Origin of the sequence: Pseudomonas sp. MWU13-2517, assembly GCF_023242545.1 — a bacterium.
Classification (GTDB): domain Bacteria; phylum Pseudomonadota; class Gammaproteobacteria; order Pseudomonadales; family Pseudomonadaceae; genus Aquipseudomonas.
Genome location: NZ_JALMFA010000017.1, coordinates 1 through 15,657 on the forward strand (window position 1 = coordinate 1; position 15,657 = coordinate 15,657).

Annotated in this window: 15 protein-coding genes; 4 read left to right on the forward strand and 11 right to left on the reverse strand. The window is 60.1% G+C overall.

The window, feature by feature from the left end:
* Positions 1 to 222 (reverse strand): hypothetical protein (locus M5B97_RS22900; protein ID WP_248732732.1); only part of this gene is annotated, 222 nt, incomplete at its 3' end.
* A gap of 300 nt (positions 223 to 522) precedes the next feature.
* Between M5B97_RS22900 and M5B97_RS22905 the strand changes: the two genes are divergently transcribed.
* Positions 523 to 1,608 (forward strand): DUF1615 domain-containing protein, encoded by a 1,086-nt coding sequence (locus M5B97_RS22905; protein ID WP_248732733.1) that lies wholly within the window; start codon positions 523 to 525, stop codon positions 1,606 to 1,608.
* Here M5B97_RS22905 and M5B97_RS22910 read toward each other — a convergent pair whose 3' ends face one another.
* Positions 1,609 to 2,394, reverse strand: a complete 786-nt coding sequence (locus tag M5B97_RS22910) for a DUF4349 domain-containing protein (protein ID WP_248732734.1) — start codon at positions 2,392 to 2,394, stop codon at positions 1,609 to 1,611.
* 154 nt (positions 2,395 to 2,548) lie between these two features.
* Here M5B97_RS22910 and M5B97_RS22915 point away from each other — a divergent pair, with 154 nt between their 5' ends.
* Positions 2,549 to 2,968 carry a PaaI family thioesterase gene (locus tag M5B97_RS22915; RefSeq protein WP_248732735.1) on the forward strand — a complete coding sequence of 140 codons (420 nt, stop codon included), beginning with the start codon at positions 2,549 to 2,551 and terminating at the stop codon, positions 2,966 to 2,968.
* Positions 2,969 to 3,146: 178 nt separating this feature from the next.
* Here the strand turns inward: M5B97_RS22915 and M5B97_RS22920 are convergent, their stop codons facing one another.
* From M5B97_RS22920 to M5B97_RS22930, 3 genes are read right to left on the reverse strand one after another with little or no spacing between them, the layout of a single operon-like run.
* Positions 3,147 to 4,328: an acetyl-CoA C-acetyltransferase gene (locus M5B97_RS22920; protein ID WP_248732736.1), complete on the reverse strand. Its 1,182-nt coding sequence runs from the start codon at positions 4,326 to 4,328 to the stop codon at positions 3,147 to 3,149.
* A gap of 11 nt (positions 4,329 to 4,339) precedes the next feature.
* Positions 4,340 to 4,999: a CoA transferase subunit B gene (locus M5B97_RS22925; RefSeq protein ID WP_027603173.1), complete on the reverse strand. Its 660-nt coding sequence runs from the start codon at positions 4,997 to 4,999 to the stop codon at positions 4,340 to 4,342.
* 35 nt (positions 5,000 to 5,034) lie between these two features.
* The gene (locus M5B97_RS22930; RefSeq protein ID WP_010211319.1) at positions 5,035 to 5,733 is read right to left on the reverse strand and encodes a CoA transferase subunit A; all 699 of its coding nucleotides are present in this window, start codon (positions 5,731 to 5,733) and stop codon (positions 5,035 to 5,037) included.
* A 133-nt stretch (positions 5,734 to 5,866) separates the two neighbouring features.
* On the opposite strand from M5B97_RS22930, the gene M5B97_RS22935 reads away from it, so the two are divergent.
* On the forward strand, positions 5,867 to 6,769 hold the full coding sequence (locus M5B97_RS22935; RefSeq protein ID WP_248732737.1) for a LysR family transcriptional regulator: 903 nt from the start codon (positions 5,867 to 5,869) through the stop codon (positions 6,767 to 6,769).
* A 67-nt stretch (positions 6,770 to 6,836) separates the two neighbouring features.
* On the opposite strand, the gene M5B97_RS22940 is transcribed toward M5B97_RS22935, so the two are convergent.
* The 6 genes from M5B97_RS22940 to M5B97_RS22965 all read right to left on the reverse strand — a co-directional run bounded on the left by M5B97_RS22940 (position 6,837) and on the right by M5B97_RS22965 (position 14,574).
* Positions 6,837 to 7,166, reverse strand: a complete 330-nt coding sequence (locus M5B97_RS22940; RefSeq protein WP_060756451.1) for a hypothetical protein — start codon at positions 7,164 to 7,166, stop codon at positions 6,837 to 6,839.
* A 461-nt stretch (positions 7,167 to 7,627) separates the two neighbouring features.
* Positions 7,628 to 8,473: an NAD-dependent protein deacetylase gene (locus tag M5B97_RS22945; RefSeq protein WP_248732738.1), complete on the reverse strand. Its 846-nt coding sequence runs from the start codon at positions 8,471 to 8,473 to the stop codon at positions 7,628 to 7,630.
* 9 nt (positions 8,474 to 8,482) lie between these two features.
* Positions 8,483 to 8,923 (reverse strand): CBS domain-containing protein, encoded by a 441-nt coding sequence (locus M5B97_RS22950; protein WP_123717719.1) that lies wholly within the window; start codon positions 8,921 to 8,923, stop codon positions 8,483 to 8,485.
* A 131-nt stretch (positions 8,924 to 9,054) separates the two neighbouring features.
* On the reverse strand, positions 9,055 to 11,004 hold the full coding sequence (locus M5B97_RS22955; RefSeq protein WP_248732739.1) for a DNA topoisomerase III: 1,950 nt from the start codon (positions 11,002 to 11,004) through the stop codon (positions 9,055 to 9,057).
* A gap of 165 nt (positions 11,005 to 11,169) precedes the next feature.
* A complete protein-coding gene (locus tag M5B97_RS22960) occupies positions 11,170 to 12,792 on the reverse strand; it encodes an MFS transporter (RefSeq protein WP_134660692.1) in 1,623 nt (540 codons plus the stop codon).
* Between the two features lie 120 nt (positions 12,793 to 12,912).
* Entirely contained in the window at positions 12,913 to 14,574 is a 1,662-nt protein-coding gene (locus M5B97_RS22965) for a GMC family oxidoreductase N-terminal domain-containing protein (protein WP_248732740.1), read from the reverse strand.
* A gap of 129 nt (positions 14,575 to 14,703) precedes the next feature.
* Here M5B97_RS22965 and M5B97_RS22970 point away from each other — a divergent pair, with 129 nt between their 5' ends.
* The gene (locus M5B97_RS22970; RefSeq protein WP_248732741.1) at positions 14,704 to 15,597 is read left to right on the forward strand and encodes a LysR family transcriptional regulator; all 894 of its coding nucleotides are present in this window, start codon (positions 14,704 to 14,706) and stop codon (positions 15,595 to 15,597) included.
* Positions 15,598 to 15,657: the final 60 nt, after the last annotated feature.

Here is a 15,657-nt window from a genome sequence, read left to right on the forward strand (position 1 = left end):
AACGGTAGAAAAATCCGCATCGGAAAAACTCACCGAGCGCTGTGAGTCTCCCACCCGTAACACCCGATCCATTCCCAGCAGCGATGGCATATCCGCGACATGACTGACTGAGTCCAGTGCCTGCGCGTACCAGGCGCTCATCTGTCGGCGGTAGTGCGTCAGGCTCTGATGAAAGCCATCCAGCTCGTGTTCGATATGGGTGATGTGGGAGGCGTGGGTCATTGGCGGCTCCTTCCCACGCAAGGAGCATCTAAGGTCGTCGAGTCATTCAACGCACAAAAAAGAAACAACATCTGCAATCCCTCGCACTGTGTGATCAGGCGACGGACTTTGCAGAGGATCTCGGCGGCGGTATGCAGAGCTCATCCGGCTATTACGTGGGATGTTTCAGCGGCTTGTGTGCGCCTTGCGCCAAGGCCCTGAACACGGTGCTGCGAAGGGGGGACAGCAAGTCGGCGAACCCCGGTTAGACTTACCTGTCGATATCCGCAATGCCCGGCCGTCGTCGTTCAAGGAAGCCCCATGTATTCAAGCCGCATGATTCTGTGTCTCACCACCTTGCTGGTGCTGGCCGGTTGTTCCACCACGCGCAACCCGCTGCAGCCGGAGCGCAGCGAGGCCGATGTGAAGGCTCAGATTGTGCGTCTGCTGCCAGCGTCGGTCCCGGACCGCAACGGTTGGGCCCAGGATATCTACACGGCCTTCGACACCCGGAAGATCTACCCCAGCACCGAAAATATCTGTGCCGTGCTGGCGATCACCGAGCAGGAGTCCACTTACCAGGTCGACCCTGTGGTGCCGAACATGGGCAAGATCGCTCAGGATGAAATCCTGCGCAGGGCCGGCAAGGTCCACGTGCCGGCGTTCGTGATACGCACCACGCTGCAATTGCGCTCGCCCACCGGCAAGTCCTACGCCGAGCGCCTGAGCGCCGCGCGCACGGAGAAGGACCTGAGCGGGATCTTCGACGACTTCATCAGCATGGTGCCGCTGGGAAATACCCTGTTCGGCGGCTTCAACCCGGTACACACCGCCGGCCCGATGCAGGTGAGCATCGAATTTGCGCAGCAACATGCGCGGGATTATCCCTACACGGTGGATGGCTCGATTCGTCGGGAAGTCTTCACCCGACGTGGCGGCATGTATTTCGGCATCACGCATCTGCTCGGCTACCCGGTGAATTACGACCGGCCGCTGTACCGTTTTGCCGACTTCAATGCCGGTTGGTATGCCAGCCGCAACGCCGCGTTCCAGGCCGCCGTCAGCCGTATCACTGGCACCGAACTGGCGTTGGATGGGGACTTGATTCGTTACGGATCATTGCTGCCGGGTACCACTGAGCTGGCGGTGCGCTCGCTGGGGTCGAAACTGGACATGCGCAACCCGAGTATCCGCAGCCAGTTGGAGCAGGGCGAGCAGTTGGATTTTGAGGACACCACGCTCTACAAACGCGTGTTTGCCCTGGCCGACAAGGCCGCGGGCAAACCGATGCCGCGGGCGATCCTGCCGGGCATCGTGCTCAAGAGCCCGAAGATCACTCGCAACTTGACCACGGCGTGGTTTGCCCAGCGGGTGGATGAGCGATATCAGCGCTGTATGAAGCGTTGATCACGTGCGCCGTTTGACGAACCGGCGCCACAACCCTACCCATAGCCACACCACGGGGAACGCCAGGATCACAAAGGGCAATACATAGCTGGCACGCTCCAGGGCGTCAGCCGTGCCGTTCACCAGGTTGTCGCCCAGGTTGCTGAACATCCGACTAAAGCGCGACTGCTGGTTCGCACCGTCGGACGAGCGGAAGTTAAGGGTAACGCGGTTGGTATCGAGGCGACGCTGCTGGCCGGCAGCGAGCTGGGCTAATTCCTGCAGTTCATTCTCGATGGACGCCTGTTCCTTGCTCAAGGCGATCAGATCGCTGACGGTGATGTCCTTGCGCTTGGCCAGTTCATCAAGGCGCTGCTGCTGGGCTTGCAGGCGCGCCTGGCGACGCTTTACGTCATTGACCGCATCGGCCAGGTCTTCGGCGGTGGTGATGCGCTGGCCGAGTTTGCCGCCTTCAGCCGCCATCGCGACCAGCGGTTCCACACCGGCAGGCGCTATGCGCAGGATGATCTCGCCGCCGTTGCCGTCTTCGGTGATGCCCAGAATATTGCAGGCACCAAAGTGTGCGGTTTCACAGGCTTCGCGAGTGGCTTGCATGCGCGGTGCGAGCAGAGCGCCGGGCAGGGCCAGGGTCAGCTCGTGTTCGTAGGCCAGTTGCGCGCCGGCCCGGCCTTGTTCGCCGTTGATCACCGTAGCGCGGGTGTGGTCCTTGGGCGAACAGCCGGCCAAGGTCAGCCCGGCCAGTAACAGCATGAAAAGCGGGCGAGATTTGCCGTCCAGATGGCGCATTGCAGTTCCTTGGGGGGAGGGGGAATTGACGGCGATTAAACCGGGTCTGGCGGATTAACGCAAAGCATCAGAGGGGATATGCGTGGCTGATGGTGATGGCCCTCACATCGGCCCTGGAGTACACCTCAAACCTCACTCCAAGGACGAATTCATCATGAATGTTCATGCCGTGCCCGAAGGTTTTATTTCGCTGCCGCGCAGCAGCCCACTGCTTGATTTGCTGGGCCCTGCCTATGGCCGGGGTGAGGGGCTGCACCTTGAAATTGGTCTGCGTGCGGATAACCGCCACGCCAACGGGCGCGGCACGGTGCATGGCGGCGTGTTGGCGACCCTGGCGGATGTCGGCATGGGGTATGCGATGGCGTTTTCCAGCGAGCCGCCGTTGCCGTTGATTACGGCGAGCATGACATTGGATTACTTGGGGGCGGTGCGGGTGGGGGATTGGATTGTGGTGCGACTGGAACACCATAAACGCGGTCGGCAGCTGGCATTTGCCACCGTGAGCCTGCAGGTGGGGGATAGGGTGGTGGCCCGGGCGAATGCGGTGTTTGCGGTGCCACAACCTGAAAGCTAAAGCGTGGGAGGGGGCTTGCTCCCGATGGGCATGGATCAGTTGATATATAGGGTGGCTGATCCAGTGAAATCGGGAGCAAGCTTCTCCCACAGTTGGATTGTATTTTTCTGACGCGACCGCAAAAAAGAAAAGGCCCGGTTTTTCGTGGAACCGGGCCTTTTCCGTACTGCGCGTTGAATCAGTTGCGTTCGAGGGCGAGGGCTACGCCTTGGCCACCACCGATGCACAGCGTCGCCAAGCCTTTCTTGGCATCGCGTTTGATCATTTCATGCAGCAGGGTCACCAGCACACGGCAGCCTGACGCGCCGATCGGGTGACCGATGGCAATGGCACCGCCGTTGACGTTGACCTTGTCAGCGTCCCACTCCAGCTCTTTGCCCACCGCCAAAGACTGCGCAGCGAAAGCCTCGTTGGCTTCGATCAGGTCCAGATCGGCCAGTTTCCAACCGGCTTTATCCAGGCAGCGGTGTGTCGCCGAGACCGGGCCGATGCCCATGATGGCTGGGTCGACGCCCGCATTGGCATAGCTGGCAATACGCGCCAGTACGGGCAGGCCGAGGGCGCGGGCTTTGTCGGCGCTCATCAGCAGCACCGCAGCGGCGCCGTCATTGAGGCTGGAAGCGTTGCCGGCAGTGACGCTGCCGTCTTTCTTGAACGCCGGTTTGAGCTTGGCCAGGGATTCGGCAGTGGTGCCGGCCCGCGGTTGTTCATCCACGGCGAAGGCCACTGGGTCGCCTTTGCGCTGGGGGATCAGGATCGGCGTGATTTCATCAACAAAGCGCCCGGCTTCGATAGCAGCGGCGGCTTTTTGTTGCGAGGCGGCGGCGAAAGCGTCCTGAGCCTCGCGGCTGATGCCGTACTTGTCCACCAGGTTCTCGGCGGTGATGCCCATGTGGTAGTCGTTGAACGCGTCCCACAGGCCATCGGTGATCATGCTATCGATCATCTTGGCGTGGCCCATGCGCAAACCGGTGCGCGCGGCAGGCAAGACATACGGCGCCAGGCTCATGTTCTCCATGCCGCCGGCGATGATCACGTCGGCGTCACCGCAACGGATGGCCTGGGCGCCCAGGTGCAGGGCCTTGAGGCCCGAGCCGCAGACCTTGTTCAACGTCAGGCTTGGCACTGCGTGGGGCAAGCCGGCCAGGATCGAGGCCTGGCGCGCCGGGTTCTGGCCGGAGCCGGCGGTGAGTACCTGGCCGAGGATGACTTCATCCACCTGGGCCGGATCCAGGCCGGTCTGCTCCAGCAGGCGGCGGATCACCGCAGCGCCGAGTTCCGGTGCCGGGATGCTTGCCAGTGAACCTTGGAAGCTGCCCACGGCGGTGCGGGTGGCAGCAACAATCACGACGTCTTGCATGGAATCTGTCCTCACTGGAAATGCATTTCCGGAACGTGGTCCGGGACGATCAGTTTACCGGCGGTCTTGCTCACAATCTCCTCGACGCTGACGCCAGGTGCGCGTTCCTTGAGGACAAAAGCGCCATTTTCGATTTCCAGGTAGGCCAGGTCCGTCAGTACACGCTTGATGCAGTTCGCGCCGGTCAGCGGCAGGCTGCATTGACTGAGCAGCTTGGACTCACCGTCCTTGGATGCGTGGGTCATGATCACGATGATGTTTTCCGCTCCGGCCACCAGGTCCATGGCACCGCCCATGCCTTTGACCAGTTTGCCGGGGATCATCCACGAGGCGATGTTGCCGTGTACGTCCACTTCAAACGCGCCGAGTACGGTGAGGTCGACGTGGCCGCCACGAATCATCGCGAAGGACTCGGCGGAGGAGAAGATCGAGGCGCCGATACGTGCGGTCACGGTCTGTTTGCCGGCATTGATCATGTCGGCATCGATGGTGTCTTCGGTCGGAAACGGGCCCATGCCCAGCAGGCCGTTTTCCGACTGCAGCATCACTTCCATGCCTTCGGGAATGTAGTTGGCCACCAGCGTCGGAATGCCGATGCCGAGGTTGACGTAGAAACCGTCCTGCATTTCACGGGCGACGCGTTGAGCCATTTGTTCGCGGGTAAGAGCCATGTTCTTTTCCTCTTATTGTCTGGGCTGGAGGTGGATTATTTGCGGACGGTGCGCTGTTCGATGCGCTTCTCGAAGGTGCCGCAGATGATCCGGTCGACGTAGATGCCAGGGGTGTGGATCTGCGCCGGGTCCAGCTCGCCCGGTTCGACGATTTCCTCGACTTCAACCACGGTGATCTTGCCCGCCGTGGCGGCCAGCGGGTTGAAGTTCTGAGCGGTGTGACGATAAATGACGTTACCGAAGTGGTCGGCTTTCCAGCCTTTGACGATGGCGAAGTCGCCGGTGATGGACTCTTCCATCAAGTAGGGGCGACCATTGAATTCGCGGGTTTCCTTGCCCTCGGCAACCGGAGTGCCGACACCGGTTGCGGTAAAGAAGGCCGGGATGCCGGCGCCGCCGGCGCGCATTTTTTCCGCCAGGGTGCCCTGGGGGGTCAATACCACTTCGATTTCGCCGCTGAGCAGTTGCTTCTCGAACAGCGCGTTTTCACCGACGTACGAGGCGATCACCTTGCTGATCTGCTTTTCTTCCAGCAGTACGCCCAGGCCGAAACCATCCACGCCGCAGTTGTTGGAAACCACGGTCAGGTCTCGGGTACCTTTGCGCTTGATCTCGGCGATGAGGTTTTCCGGAATGCCACAAAGGCCAAAACCACCGGACAGCACGGTCATGCCGTCTTCCAGGCCTGCCAGGGCTTCTTCATAGGACGCCACGCGTTTATCGAAACCTGCCATACGCACCTCTTTTATTGTTTGTGGGCCAGCCAATGAACCGAGTGTTGCGCCGAAGCATTGATTTGTTAAGTTGTTTTTTAAGGTTGATTGATTTAAAAAACAGCATAGTTGCCTGGCCGTTCGGAGTCGCCTCATGACAGTAAAACAGATGCGTGCCTTCCTCGCCGTGGCCCAGAGCCTGAGTTTTGCTGCGGCCTGCGAGCGCCTGCACCTTTCCCAATCGGCATTGAGCCTGACCATCAAGGGCCTGGAGGAGGGGCTGGGCGGGCGCTTGTTCAGCCGCAATACCCGCAACGTTGCGCTGACCCCTGAAGGTGAATCGCTGTTGCCTCTGGCGCGCCGACTGATTGCCGACTGGGACAACGCCGAAGATGAACTGCGCCAGCGCTTCACCTTGCAGCGCGGTCGGGTGACGGTGGCGGCGATGCCGTCGTTCGCAGGCAACCTGTTGCCGCCGATCCTCAAGATATTTCGTGAACGTTACCCCCAGGTGAACGTGACGGTGCATGACCTGATCAACGAGCAGGTGCTGGAGATGGTCCGCGACCGCCATGTGGAACTGGGTGTGGCGTTCGAGCCTTCAGAAGGGTCTTCGTTGGCATTTACGCCGTTGTACCTCGATCGATTCGTTGCAGTGGTGCCGGGTGAGTCACCTTTGGCCGAGCGTGCCGAAGTCGACTGGAAAACCTTGCTGGAGCAACCATTCATTACCTTGCAACGGCCCTCCACGGTACGGGTCATGCTGGAGGAACACCTTGGTGCCTTGCAGATGAAGCTGCCGGTGGCTTTGGAGAGTCATCAGTTGGCGACGGTGGGCAAGATGGTTGCCAGTGGGCTGGGTGTCAGTGCCGTACCCGCGTTATGTGCACGGCAGATGGAGGAGGCGGGCGCTCGTTGCATCACCTTGAGTGACCCGGTGATCGAACGGCCGATTGGCGTGCTGACCAAACCGGGACATGAACTCTCGGCGGCGGCGCAAGTGTTGTTTGATATTTTTCGGGATGAAGCGGAGAAGGGCAGGTTTCCAACTTTTTGAGCATGCCAGATACAAGTATGGGAGCTGGCCAGCCAGCTCCCATAAAGAGGTGAGTACTACTTTTCAGTTAGTAGTAACGGTCGATCACTTTAACTTGCGAGTTGTCTTTGAATGACGCCCAGGCATTGTTAAGTGTGTCGAATACTTGCTCGATAAAGTTGCGGTCAGCGGCCGCCTTTTTGCCGACATAACCCTGGCCGCGGCGGTACATCTTCAGGCGCGCCGCCAGTTCGCGGTTATTACGGTCGAACTCGGCTTCTTCGGTGTGGGGCGCCAGGCAGTCGATTTTCACTTCGCCCGATTTACCTACCCACAGGATATGGTCGTCGAGTGTGTCTTTCTGCGCTGCGAACATTTCAGCCAATTCATTGATAGTTGGTTGGTTGTTCAGATTCATGTGTAAGCCCCTTGACCAGTTGGCGATCTATCAGTTGATTCACGTTAGTTGTCTCCGGTTCCGAAAACCGGGCGTCAGCGACTGTCTGCCGAATACGGGCAGGGTCTTGAACCTGATGCATGTAGTCTTGCTGATGAACTGCTACGCAATGGTTTCATAACGAAGACAAGCAGCGTTTGAGCTCCTTGTACCGAACCTTGCGGGCCGGTCAGCTTCATCAATCTGCCTTGTGGGCAGTGCACATCCGGAAAAAACAGCTCGGCGGTCAGACGAGCTTGTTCAAAACACAGTTACCAACGCTCCCGATCCGGGAGACGTCTAGATCATGCAAGGACAAAAAGGTTACGTCAACGATTATGTAGTGATTTTTTTATAGCACTACAAAAATCGTTGTAGGGGCGAGAGAATGCGGTAAAACGTGACTTGGGCGTCATTTTTTGAAAGACAGGTCGAACGCAAAATCAAGTCAATCGTTCGGCCAACAGCGGCAGCAGTCGCTCGCATGACGCTTCGATCTTTACCTGCAGAAGATCATCTGCGCGGGTCTTGCCCAGGTTGATGGCAATCACCGGTTTACCTTGCTCCACCATCGCCTTGCACAGGCGAAATGCTGAATAGGCCATCAACGAGGAGCCCACCACCAGCAAGCCCTCGGCGTGCTCCACCGCAGCCATTGCTTTGGCAGCCGTGACTTGGGCGACATTCTCGCCAAAAAACACCACGTCCGGTTTCAACCGCTGGCCATCGCAATAAGGACAGTGGGGCACTTGGAAGCGCTCTTCAAAGGCGGGATCGAGCAACGTGTCGCCGTCGGGCGCCTGTACGGCATCGACACCCGCCAGGTACGGGTTCTGATGTTCCATCACCCGCTGGATCACATCGCGCTCGCTGCGTTGCTGGCAGTCCAGGCACAGTACCCTGTGCAGGTTGCCGTGCAGTTCAATCACATCATGACTACCGGCCTGATCATGCAACGCGTCGACGTTTTGCGTGATCAAGCCGCTGATCCGTTCGCGGTGCTGCAACGCGGCCAGTGCCAGGTGGGCTCTGTTTGGCTGAGCAATACGCACCCTTGGCCAGCCCAGCATGGCGCGAGCCCAATAACGCCGCCGCGCCTGCGGGGTGGCCAGGAACTCCTGATACATCATTGGTGCCTTGCCCCGGCGTACGCCTTCACTGTCGCGATAATCGGGAATGCCCGACGACGTACTGATTCCCGCACCGGTCAGTACCAGAAAGCGCCGTTCGGCCATGGCCCGGTGCAGGGTGTCGAGGTGGTCTTCTTGATGTTCCAGCGTGTCCAGCATGGGGGCCCCCTATTCTCCGCGGATGTATTGCTCCAGTTGCTTGATCAGATCAGCCTGGTCGGCGATGGCTTCCTTTACCAGGTCCCCGATGGACAGCAGGCCCAGCAGTTGACCGTCCTCGACCACGGGCAGGTGCCGAAGGTGGCTGTCGGTCATGATGTTCATGCACTCATCGACCTTTTTATGGGTGTCGACGGTTATCACCGGAGAACTCATCACCTCATGGACTTTTGTAGTGACCGACGACAGGCCCTTGAGCATGATTTTGCGTGCGTAATCCCGTTCGCTGATGATCCCTACCACTACGCCTTCCTTGACGACCGGCAAGGCCCCGACGTTTTTCTCCGACATCCGGACCAGTGCTTCAAATACGGTGTGGTCCCATTGGATGGTATGGACGTCCTGGTTTTTCTGGTCCTTGGCTTTAAGCACTTGTGCAACGGTTTTCATGGCGGCCACTCCGGTGTTGTTGTTAGTAAGTCAGGGTCCTCCTAAAGAATCCTAGACGCGCCACCGTGCCGCAAGGTGCAAAGCGGCGTTAAACCTGTCGAAAAACGTCATTTGCCGGTTTTTTTTAACGGTTATCCGGTGTTTGTCGGCTTTTTCCCTCGCCTGGGGGCGGTAGCCGCCTTGCGTGGTGCGTTCTTTCGTTTCTTTTTCCACGCAGGGGCGTTTTTGCCGGCAGGGCTTGCCGGGCCGGTAATGGTCATGCGCATGCCGTTACAGCGGGCCACTTGTTTGCTCATCCAGGCTGCCTGTTTGGCGACGAATTCTTCCAGGCTCATTTCCCCGCTTTGCACCATGTCCAGCGCCTGTTCCCAAATTGCGGTAGTGCCGGGGTCGGCGATGGCGCGTGGCACTGCATCGATCAGGCTGAATGCTGCCGGGGTGGCAGAGAGCGCCTTGCCGTTTTTCACCAGATAACCACGGTCCAACAACCCCTGGATAATCCCGGCGCGAGTGGCCTCTGTGCCGATACCGGTGGTGTCCTTGAGCTTTTGCTTGAGCAGTGGGTCTTCCACCAGTTTGGCGACGTTTTTCATCGCCTTGATCAGGTCGCCTTCGGTGAAGGGCTTGGGTGGCTGGGTCCACAGGTCTTTCAGGTTGACCTTGGCGACGCTGTAGTCCTGACCTTGCGCCAGTGTCGGCAAGGCTTGCGGGGCCGGCGCCTCTCGGCCTTTGGCGGGCGCCAGGGCTTCGGGCAAGGCGCGTTTCCAGCCCGGCTCAATGATGACTTTACCGACTGCGCGTAACGCCTGGCCCGCACAGTCAAAATCCGCCTGGGTGCGATCGTACTCGTGGTTGGGCAGGAACTGCGCCAAGTAACGTGCGCGAATCAGGGTGTAAACGGCGCGGTGTTTGCCGGTCAGTTGCGTGACATCCTTGCCGGCCCCGGTGGGAATGATGCCGTGGTGCGCGCTGACCTTGGCGTCGTTCCACGCGCGGGAGCGGCGTTGGGGGTCGATATGAGGCATCAGTTCATTCACCGTCGCATCCGCACGCCCCAGTGCCGCAAGAATACCCGGTGCTTCACGGTGCTGGCTCAACGGCAAGTAGCCGCAATCACTGCGCGGGTAGGTGATGACCTTGTGGGTTTCGTAAAGCGACTGGGCGATATCCAGGGTTTCCTGGGCACCGAGGCCGAGCTTCTTCGAACAGATCTCCTGCAGGGTGCCCAGATCGAAGGGCAGGGGCGCCACTTCGCGCATGCGTTCGGTACGCAGCTGCATCAGTCGCGCGGTGCCGGCATTGCTCATGGCGTCGGCCGCCTCCCGCGCCAGTTGTGGGTTGAGGCAACGCCCTTGGTCGTCGCAGGCATCTTCGGCCGCACGCCATTGGGCAGTGAAGGTCATGCGCTCGTGGCGCAGGTCGACATCGATGGCCCAGTAGGCCACCGACACGAAGTCGGCGATGCTGCGGTCGCGGTCCACCACCAGGCGCAAGGTCGGCGTTTGTACCCGGCCGACGGGCAATACGCCCTGATAACCGGACTGGCGCCCAAGCAGGGTGAACAAGCGGCTCATGTTCATACCGATCAGCCAGTCGGCGCGTGAACGGCCGAGGGCCGAGTGATACAGGCTGAAGGTTTCAGCACCGGGCTTGAGCGCAGCCAGGGCCTTGCGGATGGAGGCGTCATCCAGCGCCGATAACCACAAACGCTGGATTGGCCCGCGATAGCGGCAATGCTCTACCAGTTCACGGGCGATCATTTCGCCCTCGCGGTCGGCATCGGTGGCGATCACCAACTCCTGGGCTTCCCCCAGCAAGCGCTTGACCGCCTTGAACTGACTGGCGGTCTTGGGTTTGACCAGCATCTTCCATTTTTCCGGGACAATCGGCAGGTCGGTCAGTACCCAGCGCTTGTATCGGGTGTCGTAGGCATCGGGCGGGGCGGTTTCCAGCAGGTGGCCGATGCACCAGGTGACTGTGACCCCATTGCCCAGCCAGCACCCGTCGCCGCGCCGGCCGGCGCCGAGCACAGCCGCGATATCTTTGGCCTGGGAGGGTTTTTCACAGAGGTACAGCCGCATGGTCATCACATCAGATCGGGTTGATGCCTTGCAGGATGCGCAGTCGGAGGAATTTGATCAACCATTATCTGTATGGATGTACAGCTTTAAGTTTCCAGCTGCAAGCTGCAAGAAAGAGCCAATGGGCTTTTACTTGCCGCTTGCAGCTTGCTCCTTGACGCTCATTCAGTTGTTATCGATATCCACATGCCGCGTTTCCTTGAGGCAGAACAAGCCCACGATCAAGCTCACCCCGGTCACCACCACCGGGTACCACAGGCCGTAGAAGATATCGCCGGTGTACACCACCAACGCAAACGATACGGTTGGCAGGAACCCGCCAAACCAGCCGTTACCGATATGGTAAGGCAGCGACATCGAGGTATAGCGGATACGCGTCGGGAACAGCTCCACCATCAACGCCGCGAGCGGGCCGTAGCACATGGCGGCAATCAGGATCAGCGCTACGATCAGCACCACCACCATCACCTTGTTGACCTGGGCCACGTCCGCCGAAGTCGGGTACCCGGCCAATGTCACCGCGCCACGCAGGGCGGCTTCGTCGAAACCGTCGATGCGCACATCGCCCACGCTGACTTGCACCGGGCTGCCCGCCGGGGCGGCGGCGCTGCTGTACGGCAGGCCTTGTTTGACCAGGAAGGTCTTGACCTTGTCGCACGGGCTGTCAAAACGCGCCTTGCCCACCGGGTCGAACTGGAAGGTGCAGGTGGCAGGATCAGCCAGCACGGTGATGGGGGCCTGGCGGCTGGCCTGGTCCATCGCCGGGTTGGTGTAATGGGCCAGGCCCTTGAAGATCGGAAAGTACAACACGGTCGCCAGCAACAGGCCGAGCATCAATACCGGCTTGCGGCCCAGCTTGTCCGACAGCCAGCCAAACAGAATGAAGAACGGCGCGCCAATCACCACGCTGATGATCAGCAGCATGTTGGCCAGGGCCGGGTCCATCTTCAGGAATTGGGTGAGGAAAAACAGCACGTAGAATTGTGCCGCGTAGAAGGTCACCGCTTGCCCACCGTTGATGCTGAACAGAGCGATCAACACCACCTTGAGGTTTTCCCATTTGCCGAAGGATTCCCGGATCGGCGATTTGCTGGCCTTGCCTTCTTCTTTCATTTTCAGGAACGCGGGCGACTCGTGCAGGCTCATGCGGATCCAGGTGGAAATGCCCAGCAGCACGATGGAGAACAGGAACGGTATACGCCAGCCCCACACCTCGAACTGGTCGCCGGTGAAGTAACGGCAGGCCAGCACCACCAGCAGTGAGAGCAGCAGGCCAATGGTGGCGGTGGATTGAATCCAGCTGGTGTGCAAACCGCGTTTGCCGGTGGGAGCATGTTCAGCCACGTAGGTGGCCGCGCCGCCGTATTCGCCGCCCAGCGCCAGGCCCTGCAGCATGCGCAGCACAATCAGGATGATCGGCGCGGCGATGCCGATACTGGCGTAGTTCGGCAGCAACCCGACACAGAAGGTCGCCACGCCCATCAGGATGATGGTGACCAGAAAGGTGTATTTGCGCCCGATCATGTCTCCCAGACGGCCGAATACCAGCGCGCCGAACGGCCGCACTACAAAGCCTGCTGCAAAGGCCATCAAGGCGAAGATAAACGCGGTGGTGTCGTTGACCCCCGCAAAGAACTGCTTGCTGATCACTGCCGCCAGGGCGCCGTAGAGAAAAAAGTCATACCACTCGAACACCGTCCCGAGGGATGAGGCAAAGATGACTTTCTTCGAGTCGTTGCTGGTGCTCGCGTTGATTGCCGAGCCCAGGGGTTGAGCATGTTCTGACATCGGGTAGCCCTCACAGTGATTATTTATTGTTGTTCCACTGTCGGCGCCGGGGGCGGCGCCGCTATTGCTTCATTTATCCGTAGGTGCGGGTTTGCTCGCGAAAAAACCGGGAGCACCAGGTTAAGCCGGATGTGCTGCGTTTTCGTTGAGGTTCTTCGTGAGCAAGCTCGCTTCTACAGTATTCGGCGACAAGATGAGCTGCGCAGCTTTCTCAGCGATCATCAAGGTAGGTGAGCAGGTGTTGCCGGATGTGATGCGCGGCATGATCGAGGCATCGGCGATGCGCAGGCCGGGTACGCCATGTACGCGCAGTTGCGCGTCGACCACCGCGTCCTTGTCATCGCCCATGCGGCAGGTGCCCACCGGATGGAAGATCGTGGTGCCGATGCGCGCGGCGGCTTCGTGCAGTTGTTCTTCGGTTTGCAGCGCATCACCGGGCAAGTATTCCACCGGTTTGAACTGGCTCAGCGCCGGCGCGGCAACGATCCGCCGGGTCAGGCGAATAGCGTCGGCGGCCACCCGCAGGTCTTGCGGATGGCTGAGGTAGTTGGGCCGGATCAATGGCGCATCTGCCGGGTTGGCCGAGCGAATATCGACGCTGCCACGGCTTTGCGGACGCAGGTCGCAGACCGATGCGGTAAACGCCGGGAACCCATGCAGCGGTTCGCCGAAACGCTCCAGGGACAGCGGTTGCACATGGTATTCGAGGTTGGCCGAGGTCTGTTCCGGGCCGGAGCGGGCAAACGCGCCGAGCTGGCTGGGCGCCATCGATAACGGGCCGCTGCGGTCATACAGGTAGCGCAGGCCCATGCCCATCTTGCCCCACAGGGTGCCCGCGATCTGGTTCAGGGTGCGTGCATTTTCCAGTTTGTAGATCAGGCGCAACTGCAGGTGGTCCTGCAGGTTGCCGCCGACGCCCGGCAGGTGATGCAGCACATTGATGCCCAATGGCTTGAGCACGTTGGACGGACCGATTCCCGAACGCTGCAGAATGCCCGGGGAGCCCACGGAGCCGGCACACAGCACGATCTCCTTGCGCGCCTTCCAACTGACCTGCAGGCCATGCTGGCGGCCGAGGACGGTAGTTGCCCGGCCGTTTTCCAGCAACACGCGGTCGACGTCCACTTCGGTCAACACGGTGAGGTTGGGTCGCTGACGAATCGGCTTGAGAAAGGCCTTCGCCGCATTCCAGCGTACGCCGGCCTTCTGGTTGACCTGGAAGTAGCCGCAGCCTTCGTTATCGCCCTGGTTGAAGTCGTTGATCGGCGCGATGCCACTTTGCGCTGCCGCGTCGCGGAACGCATCCAGGATCGGCCAGTGCAGACGCTGTTGTTCAACGCGCCACTCGCCACCTTCGCTGTGAAACTCGGAGTTGCCGGCAAAGTGGTGTTCGCTTTGCTTGAACAGCGGCAACACGTCCTTCCAGGCCCAACCCGAATTGCCCGCCGCCGCCCAACCGTCGTAGTCCTGGGCCTGGCCGCGCATGTAGATCATGCCGTTGATGGATGAGCAACCGCCCAGCACCTTGCCGCGCGGGTAGCTCAGCGCACGGCCTTGCAGGCCCTCCTGGGCTTCGGTTTTGAAGCACCAGTCGGTGCGTGGGTTGCCGATGCAGAACAGGTAGCCGACGGGGATATGAATCCAGGGGTAATTGTCACGACCGCCGGCTTCGAGCAGCAGCACGCGGTGGGCCGGGTTGGCCGACAGTCGATTGGCCAGCAGGCAGCCAGCCGGGCCGGCGCCGACTATCACGTAATCGTATTCAGCAGTAGCAATGGGCATCTCGGGCCTCGCTTGTTTTTCTTATTGGCTTCATCCTAGTTGTTAGTTTTCGTCTTAAAAATGTTAGTTTTTACCCAGCTGCTGTGCGTTTTTAAACAGCGTGCAGCGGACTTACACAAGGGAGGCGATATGTTCGACTGGAACGACCTGCGGTATTTTCTGGAGTTGCAGCGCAGTGGCCGCCTGCTCACCGCCGCGCAACGCTTGAAAACCACCCACGCCACCGTCGCCCGGCATATCGAAGCCATTGAAAAAAGCCTTGGCACGGCGTTGTTCGTGCAGCACGCCCAGGGCTACGAACTGACACCCGCCGGCGAAGCGCTGCTCAAGCATGCCGAGGCCATGGAAAACGTCGCCTTGCTGGCCGAAGACGAACTCACCCATTCGGCCGCGCCCCTGGGCAAGATTCGGCTGGGAGTGGCGGAGGGGTTGGGGGTGATGTTCCTTGCCGGGCGCATGGGCGGGCTATTCGAGCGGTATCCGGGGTTGGAAGTGGAGCTGGTGGCCGTGCCGCGCTTCGTCAGCATCCTCAACCGTGAAGCGGAAATCAGCATTCACCTCGAACGTCCCAGCGTCGACCAACTCGTCACCCGCAAACTCACCGATTACCGCCTTGCGCTCTACGCCAGTCGTGCCTACCTGGACCGCCATCCGCCAATCGAAAAACGCGAAGACCTCGCCGCCCATTCATGGATCGATTACGTGGATGACCTGTTGTTCAGCCAGGAACTGAAATTCCTCAGCAGCTTTTGCCGAAACCCTAAAGTGGTATTCCACAGCACCAGCGTGATCGCCCAGCACCAGGCCGCGCGCTCGGGGTTGGGAATCGCGGTATTGCCGTGCTTCATGGCGGCAGGGGACGCGGATCTGGTGTCGTTGTTGCCGGGGGAGGGTATCCAGCGCAGTTACTGGATCAGCTCAAGGCGCGAATTGCACAAATCTGTGCGGTTGCGGGTGTTGTGGGATTACGTGGTGGAGTTGTGCGCGCAGGAGCAAAGCCTGCTGTTGGGCGAGTTCAACTGAAAAGTGTGGAAGGGGGCTTGCTCCCCCTCCCACATTTTTGCGGGTGTCGGGTCAGTGAGG